Annotated in this window: 8 protein-coding genes and 1 pseudogene; 7 read left to right on the plus strand and 2 right to left on the minus strand. The window is 66.7% G+C overall.

Going from position 1 to position 7536, the window contains the following annotated elements; genetic code table 11:
* Positions 1-13: 13 nt before the first annotated feature.
* Positions 14-161: pseudogene (locus ACLQI9_RS26765) on the minus strand (SDR family oxidoreductase); the annotation flags it as partial.
* Between the two features lie 138 nt (positions 162-299).
* Between ACLQI9_RS26765 and ACLQI9_RS26770 the strand changes: the two are divergent.
* The 6 genes from ACLQI9_RS26770 to ACLQI9_RS26795 all read left to right on the plus strand — a co-directional run bounded on the left by ACLQI9_RS26770 (position 300) and on the right by ACLQI9_RS26795 (position 5760).
* Positions 300-665 (plus strand): DUF3054 domain-containing protein, encoded by a 366-nt coding sequence (locus ACLQI9_RS26770; RefSeq protein WP_442392409.1) that lies wholly within the window; start codon positions 300-302, stop codon positions 663-665.
* Positions 666-750: 85 nt separating this feature from the next.
* Positions 751-1656 (plus strand): SAM-dependent methyltransferase, encoded by a 906-nt coding sequence (locus ACLQI9_RS26775; RefSeq protein ID WP_442376156.1) that lies wholly within the window; start codon positions 751-753, stop codon positions 1654-1656.
* A 45-nt stretch (positions 1657-1701) separates the two neighbouring features.
* Positions 1702-2199 carry a GNAT family N-acetyltransferase gene (locus tag ACLQI9_RS26780; RefSeq protein WP_442376157.1) on the plus strand — a complete coding sequence of 166 codons (498 nt, stop codon included), beginning with the start codon at positions 1702-1704 and terminating at the stop codon, positions 2197-2199.
* On the plus strand, positions 2196-3299 hold the full coding sequence (locus tag ACLQI9_RS26785; RefSeq protein WP_442376150.1) for an LLM class flavin-dependent oxidoreductase: 1104 nt from the start codon (positions 2196-2198) through the stop codon (positions 3297-3299). The genes ACLQI9_RS26780 and ACLQI9_RS26785 overlap by 4 nt, the downstream gene beginning before the upstream one ends.
* Positions 3296-4417, plus strand: a complete 1122-nt coding sequence (locus tag ACLQI9_RS26790) for an LLM class flavin-dependent oxidoreductase (protein ID WP_442376151.1) — start codon at positions 3296-3298, stop codon at positions 4415-4417. The genes ACLQI9_RS26785 and ACLQI9_RS26790 overlap by 4 nt, the downstream gene beginning before the upstream one ends.
* Positions 4414-5760, plus strand: coding sequence for an NtaA/DmoA family FMN-dependent monooxygenase (locus tag ACLQI9_RS26795; RefSeq protein WP_442376152.1), 1347 nt, complete (start codon positions 4414-4416; stop codon positions 5758-5760). Before ACLQI9_RS26790 ends, ACLQI9_RS26795 begins: the two co-directional genes overlap by 4 nt.
* A gap of 11 nt (positions 5761-5771) precedes the next feature.
* Here the strand turns inward: ACLQI9_RS26795 and ACLQI9_RS26800 are convergent, their stop codons facing one another.
* Positions 5772-6512 (minus strand): MBL fold metallo-hydrolase, encoded by a 741-nt coding sequence (locus ACLQI9_RS26800; protein WP_442376153.1) that lies wholly within the window; start codon positions 6510-6512, stop codon positions 5772-5774.
* A gap of 36 nt (positions 6513-6548) precedes the next feature.
* Between ACLQI9_RS26800 and fgd the strand changes: the two genes are divergently transcribed.
* Positions 6549-7536, plus strand: a 988-nt coding sequence (gene fgd, locus ACLQI9_RS26805; protein WP_442392408.1) for a glucose-6-phosphate dehydrogenase (coenzyme-F420), incomplete at its 3' end; no start/stop codon positions are given.

Raw genomic sequence — 7536 nt, forward strand, 5'->3', positions numbered from 1 at the left:
AGTGCTCATTGGCTCATCCTGCCATCGTCAGGCCGCCGCTCACATTGATCACCTGACCGGTGAGGAACGAGGCGGCGTCGGAAAGCGAAGAACAGCACCGGGGCGGCGGCTTCCTCCGGCCGGGCCAGCCGGCGAAACGGGATCGCTTTGGCCAGAGCCTCATTCTGGTGACGCCGTCAATCCTTAGTCGCACGCCACCTTGCAGTTCCGTCTAGCGCGTTCATCGACGTGTATCGGCGCAACTTCGGCCACACCCCCGGGGCGCGGCGTCCTCGCCGACGATGAACAATTTGTTTGTGGTGCGTCCGCGGCGGGCTCTGGGTTGGCTGTGCGTCGATGTTGCCTGTGTGCTGGTGTTCTGTGCCGTCGGGCGGCGCAGCCACGACGAGGGGCTCAACGTCGCGGGCATCGCGACGACCGCCTGGCCGTTTCTGAGTGGGACCGCAGTGGGCTGGCTGGCGGCTCGGGCTTGGAGACACCCGACGGTCGTGGTCCCCACCGGGATCGTGGTGTGGTTGTGCACGGTCGCGGTCGGGATGCTGCTGCGCAAAGCCACCTCCGCCGGTGTCGCCGCCAGTTTCGTGGCGGTGGCCTCAACGGTCACCGCGCTGCTGCTGCTCGGCTGGCGGGCGGCGCTGCTTTTAAGTGCCCGTAAGCCTAACTAGGCGAGGCGTTGACCACGGGTTTCGACGGACCGGCGGACGATGATTCGCGCTGGCCGGCGCGGCGCGGCGTAGGGTCGGCGTGACTATGGGGCGAACAGACCACGACACCTGGGATCCGGCGACCAGCGTCGGAACCACCGCGACACTGGTGGCGACGGTCAGGGCTTTGGCAAACAGGGCCGGGTTGATCAACGACCCGTTCGCCGAGCCATTGGTCCGCGCCGTGGGTACGGACTTCTTCACCCAGGTCGCCAGCGGCGAGCGCGCCGTCAGTGATCTCGGTGACGACAACGGATTCGCGCTGCTGACCGACCTTTTCGCGGTACGCACCCGATTCTTCGACAACTTCCTCACCGATGCCGGCAGGGCCGGCATTCGGCAGGCGGTGATCTTGGCGTCGGGGCTCGATGCGCGGCCCTATCGGCTGTGGTGGCCGGTGGGCACCACCGTCTACGAGATCGATCAGCCGGGGGTGATCGAGTTCAAAACCCATACGCTGCGGGGCTTGGCGGCCACACCGACCGCCAACCGGCGCGCGGTGGGCATCGATCTTCGCCGGGACTGGCCGGAGGCGCTGCGGCGGGTCGGATTTGATGCGACCGAGCCCAGCGTGTGGATTGCCGAGGGGCTATTCATCGGGTTCTTAACGCCCGTCGCGCAGGACCGGTTGCTCGGCAATGTCACCGCATTGAGCGCGGGCGGCAGCAGGGTGGCGGCGGATTATCTGCCGAACCGGAGCCGGCCGTATTCGAGCCAGGAGCACGCGCTCGCTGAACGATGGCGCCCCTACGGTTTCGACGGCAATATGACCGAGCTCACTTATCTGGACGAGCTCCATGACGCCGCCGAGTCGCTGGAGGCGGTTGGCTGGAAAACCTTTGTGGCTGACCTCGCGGAAGTGTTCACTGCCACCGGACTACCGGGGTTGCGTCGTCAGGATCTCGGCGGGGCACCGGTGGCGGGCCGCTACGTCAGCGCGACATTGACCTAGCAGGGCCGGAATGCGGCCGATAACCAGACGTTGGACATTGACGTGATACTCCAAGAGTCAACCGCGGCGGCTCAGCTGCGCTTCTTGGCGGTGGAGCCGGACGACCCGTTGGCGCAGCCGCTGTTGGCCGAGCTGGCGGTCGAGTATTCCCAGCGTTACGGCGGCACGCCGGAGGCGCATCTTAGCTGGCTGCCTGTTCCATCCGACAAGCTCGCGCCCCCCGACGGTGGCTTGTTGATCGGACTGCTGGACGGTGTTCCCGTCACCGGCGGCGCGTTCCTGCGGTTCGATGGCGACACAGTGGAATTCAAACGGATCTGGACCGACAGCGGATACCGTCGCTGCGGCTACGCCAAGGCGCTGCTGGCCGAACTGGAGGCCACCGCCGCCACGAGGGGCTATCGGCGGGTGTATCTCATCACCGGCGACCGCCAACCGGAGGCAGAGGCGTTGTATCGCACCACCGGATACACCGAGATGGACGAGCCGTTGCCTTCATGGGGACCCTTTCGTCCGATCGCTTTCGGCAAGGGTCTGCCATGACCGATCAGGTGCATCTGGCCGTTGCGCTGGACGGCTATGGCTGGCATCCGCGAGCCTGGCGAACCACGCTGACCGCCGACCCCGCGACGGAATCGGTGCTAAGCGGCCGTTACTGGGTCGGCTTGGCGGCCACCGCCGAGCGCGGCCTGTTGGACTTCTTGACCATCGACGACACCCTGATGCCCCAGCCCGGACGCCGCGAGCAAATCTCTCCGCGGCGGCTGGCGGGGCGCGCAGACGCCGTCTTGGTCGCCGCGCGCATCGCCCCGGCCACCCGGCACATCGGGCTGGTGCCGGTGGCCACCGTCACCCATACCGAGCCGTTCCACGTCTCCAAGGCCATCGCCACCTTGGACTACGTATCGCATGGGCGGGCGGGCTGGCAGCCGCGGGTGAGCGCGACCACACACGAGGCGGCGTTGTTCGGTCGGCGCAACGGATCACAATCGCCCGACGGACTATTCGACGAGGCCGCCGACGCCGTCGAGGTGGTGCGCCGGCTTTGGGACAGCTGGGAGGACGACGCGGTGATCCGCGACGTGGCCACCGGGCGCTACATCGACCGGAACAAGCTGCATTACATCGACTTCACCGGGGAATACTTCTCGGTCAAGGGGCCCTCGATCACCCCGCGTCCACCCCAGGGCCAGCCGGTGGTGGCAGCGCTGGCCCACGCGCCGCGCATCTACGAATTCGCCGCCACCAGTAGCGATCTCGCCTTCATCACGCCAACAGATGATGCCGCGGTACGTGCCATCATCGACGAAGTGCATGCGGCTGGAGGCGCCCATCTGAAAATCTTCGCCGACGTGGTGGTGACCTTCGGCGGCGATTCCGATTTCGGGTCTGACGCACTCATATTCGGTGGCAGCGCAACGGATCTGGTTGACCTGCTGCTGGGTTGGCAGCGGCTGGGCATCGACGGTGCTCGGTTGCGGCCCGCTGTCAACGCCACCGATCTCCCGGTGATCGTCGACCAGGTGGTGCCATTGCTGCAGAGCGCCCGGCGTTTTCGCACCGGCTACGGGCAGCAGGAGACATTGCGCCAACGGCTCGGCCTGCCGGCCGCGCCCAACCGCTATGCGATGGTGAGCCGATGAACACCGTCCCGCTCTCGATTCTCGACCTGGCGCCGGTCAGTGCGGGCAGCGACGCCGCGACGGCCCTGCACAACACGATCGATCTGGCCCAACATGCCGAGCAATGGGGTTTTCGCCGGTTCTGGATCGCCGAGCACCACTTCGTCGGCGTCGCCAGCTCGGCGCCGGCTGTCCTGATCGGGCAAATCGCGGCCGCTACCAACACGATTCAGGTGGGCTCGGCCGCGGTACAGCTTAGCCACACCACGCCCGCCGCCGTGGTGGAGAGCTTCGGGATGCTGGCAGCCTTCTACCCGGGCCGCATCGACCTTGGGGTCGGCCGAGGGCAGCGACGCGACACCGGCTTCAAGCCGAAGCAGCCGTCGTCCAAAAACCGCCCGCCGCGGCAGTGGCGCGAAGTCGATGGTGTGGTGATCCCGTTGCCGTTTGACCTGCGCGGGCTGCTCGACAAGGAGCGGGTGCAGGCGATTATGGGGATCCTGCAGCAGCCTGAGGCCGTGTCGCCTGACTTCGCCGAGCAACTGGGCGACATCATCGCGATGCTGGACGGTACCTACGAGGTCGAAGGTTTCGATGTGCACGCGGTACCGGGGGAGCGGTCCGGGTTGACGCCGTGGGTGTTCGGCAGCACCAGGGGGCAAAGCGCCAGACAGGCTGGCGCGCACGGGCTGCCGTTCGTGGCGAGCTATCACATCACGCCGGCGACCGCGTTGGAGGCCATCGACGCGTACCGTGAGACGTTCGTCCCGTCGGCCACGCTGCAGCGGCCCTACGTTGTGGTATCCGCCGACATCGTGGTCGCCGACGATAGCGCCACCGCACGGAAACTGGCTGCCGGCTACGGACACTGGGTGTATTCCATCCGAACCGGGGTAGGCGCTGTGCCTTACCCAGCTCCCGAGGATTGCCGTCTGCTCGCCGACGAACAGCTGCCCGTGGTCAAAGACAGGCTGGAGACGCAATTCGTCGGTGATCCGGATGAGGTCGCGGAGCGGCTGGCCGCGCTGCAACGACTCACCGATGCGGACGAACTCGTCGTCACGTCGGTGACACACGGTCACGAAGACCGGCTGCGCTCACACCACCTGATCGCGGAGCGTTGGGGGCTCGGCAGATGAACACACGCGAAGGTAAGCACCGCAAGCCTATTCACCTGGCCGCCCACTTCCCGGGGGTCAACAACACCACCGTGTGGACCGATCCCGCCGCGGGCAGCCAGATCGACTTCGACTCGTTCGTACACTTGGCCCGCACCGCCGAACGCGGGCTGTTCGACTTCCTTTTCCTGGCCGAGGGTCTACGACTGCGCGAGCATCGGGGCCAGATCTACGACTTGGACGTGGTGGGCCGGCCGGACACCTTCACCGTCCTGGCGGCGCTGGCCGCCGTTACCGACCGGCTCGGCCTAACCGGAACCATCAACACCACCTTCAACGAACCCTTCGAAGTGGCAAGGCAATTCGCCACACTGGATCACCTGTCCGACGGCCGCGCGGGATGGAATATGGTCACCTCGTCGGACGCCTTCACCGGCGAGAACTTCCGGCGTGGCGGCTTCCTGGAGCACACCGGTCGTTACCGTCGCGCCGAGGAGTTCCTCACCGTCGCACGCGAATTCTGGGACAGCTGGGCAGCCGACGCCGTGCTGGCCGACGTCGACGCCGGAACCTACATCGATCCCAGCCGCGTCGCGTCCGTCGACCATCATGGCGCCCAATTCGATGTGCGCGGACTGGCGACGCTGCCTGCCGGGCCGCAGGGACATCCGGTGCTGTTGCAGGCCGGCGACTCCGACGACGGTCGGGCGTTCGGTGCCCGGCATGCCGACGCGCTCTTCACCCTGCACGGATCACTCGAGGACGGCCAGCGCTACTACGCCGACTTGAAAGGCCGTGCCGCGTCGTATGGACGAAACCCTGATCAGCTCAAGGTCTTTCCGGCGGCGACCTTCGTGCTCGGCGACAGCGCGGACGAGGCCGCCGACCGGGCGGTACACATTCGTCACCAGCAGGTCAGCGGCGCAACGGCGATCGCCATGCTCGAGCAGATTTGGGGCCGCGACCTTTCCGACTACGATCCGGACGGGCCGCTGCCCGATTTCGATCCGACCGGCGACACCGGCATCACTCAGGGCCGCGTCCGGCACGGCGACCCGGTCGCGGTGGCCCGCAGGTTCCGCGAACGCGCTGAAACTGAAAACCTGTCGATTCGCGAACTGGTCATCGCCGTGACCAGCCGACAGCAGTTCGTCGGCACCGCCGCGCACATCGCCGACGAGATCGACCGATACGTGCAGGCCGACGCCTGCGATGGGTTCATCCTGGTCCCACACCTGACCCCGCACGGTCTGGACGACTTCGTCGACCAAGTGGTGCCGCTGCTGCAAGAGCGTGGGGCGTTCCGCACTGAATACAGCGGCCGTACCCTGCGGGAGCATCTTGGGCTGACGGCAGGCGTGTAGCCGTCGGGCGCTCATCGCGCCAACGCGGTCGCCTCATCGGTGGCCGCGCGGATCGGGCCGCGCCACAAGTCGCCATGGCCGGGCACCAAAACTTCGGTATCCAGCAGCGCCAGCGCCGCCAGGCTGCGGATGCAGCCGTCCTGGTCGTGGCTGAACACCGCGGGCAGCAGTTGCGGCCCGCGGCGCGCCAGCAGCGGATGCCCGGTGACCAGCGCGTCGCCGCTGGCCAATATGCCGTCGACCAGATACGAGCAATGACCGCCGGTGTGACCGGGAGTGGGGATGGCCATTGGGTGGCCGGGCAACTCCGCCGCCACCTCGGCGGTCAACGGCTGCGCGGTCGGGATGCCCTCGCGGATCAGCCCGCCGTTGCGCACGACGTGGGTGGCCCACAACGCCCACCGGGGCCGCCAGATACGCAGCGCGATGTCAACCGGAGAGGCCTGCTCCAGATACTCCCGCTTGGTGTGGCCGACCTCGTCGGGATGGCAATACACCAGGGTGTCGTGGGTTTTCGCGAACCAGATCGCCGAGCCCATGTGGTCGATATGGGCGTGGGTGAGCAGGATCGCGCGCACGTCGCCGGCCTGGTATCCCAGCTGCCGTAACGAGGTCAGCACATCGTCGCGGTCACCCGGATATCCGGCGTCGATCAACATGACCCCGGTGTCGTCGGTGACCAGCAGCCAATTGACCGCCCCGCCCTGGGCGAGATGCACGGTCTCGGTGACGGCCCTCAACACCGGTGCCATGTCCGAGAGTCTAGGCATTGGAGTAGAAACGACAGCGTGGCTGAACTCAAACTTGGATATAAGGCGTCGGCAGAACAATTCGCACCGCGGGAACTCGTCGAACTGGCGGTCGCCGCCGAAGCGCACGGCATGGACAGCGCGACGGTCAGCGACCACTTCCAGCCGTGGCGGCACGAGGGCGGTCACGCGCCGTTCTCGCTGTCTTGGATGACAGCAGTCGGTGAACGCACCGAACGGATCGTGTTGGGCACCTCGGTGCTCACCCCGACGTTCCGGTACAACCCCGCCGTCATCGCGCAGGCGTTCGCCACCATGAGTTGCCTGTATCCGGGCCGGATCTTCCTGGGGGTCGGTACCGGTGAGGCGCTCAACGAGATCGCCACCGGATACCAAGGCGACTGGCCAGAATTCAAGGAACGGTTCGCCCGACTACGCGAATCCGTGCGGTTGATGCGGGAGCTGTGGCGCGGCGACCGCGTCGACTTCGACGGCGAGTACTACCGGCTCAAGGGGGCCTCGATCTACGACGTTCCCGAGGGGGGAGTGCCCGTCTACATTGCGGCCGGCGGCCCGGCGGTGGCCAAGTACGCCGGCCGGGCCGGTGACGGCTTCATCTGCACGTCGGGGAAGGGCGAGGAGCTCTACCAGGACAAGCTGATGCCGGCGGTCTTAGAAGGCGCAGCGGGGGCGGGCAGATCGGTCGACGACATCGACAAGATGATCGAGATCAAGATCTCCTACGACCCCGATCCCGAGCTGGCCCTGGAGAACACGCGGTTCTGGGCGCCGCTGTCGCTGACCGCCGAGCAGAAGCACAGCATCGATGACCCGATCGAGATGGAGAAGGCGGCCGACGCGCTGCCGATCGAACAGGTCGCCAAGCGCTGGATCGTGGCATCGGACCCCGACGAGGCCGTCGAAAAGGTCGCCCAGTACGTGAGATGGGGCCTCAACCACCTGGTATTCCATGCGCCCGGTCACGACCAGCGCCGCTTCCTGGAACTTTTTGAGAAGGACCTCGCGC

The organism is Mycobacterium sp., assembly GCF_052143115.1.
Classification (GTDB): Bacteria; Actinomycetota; Actinomycetes; order Mycobacteriales; family Mycobacteriaceae; genus Mycobacterium.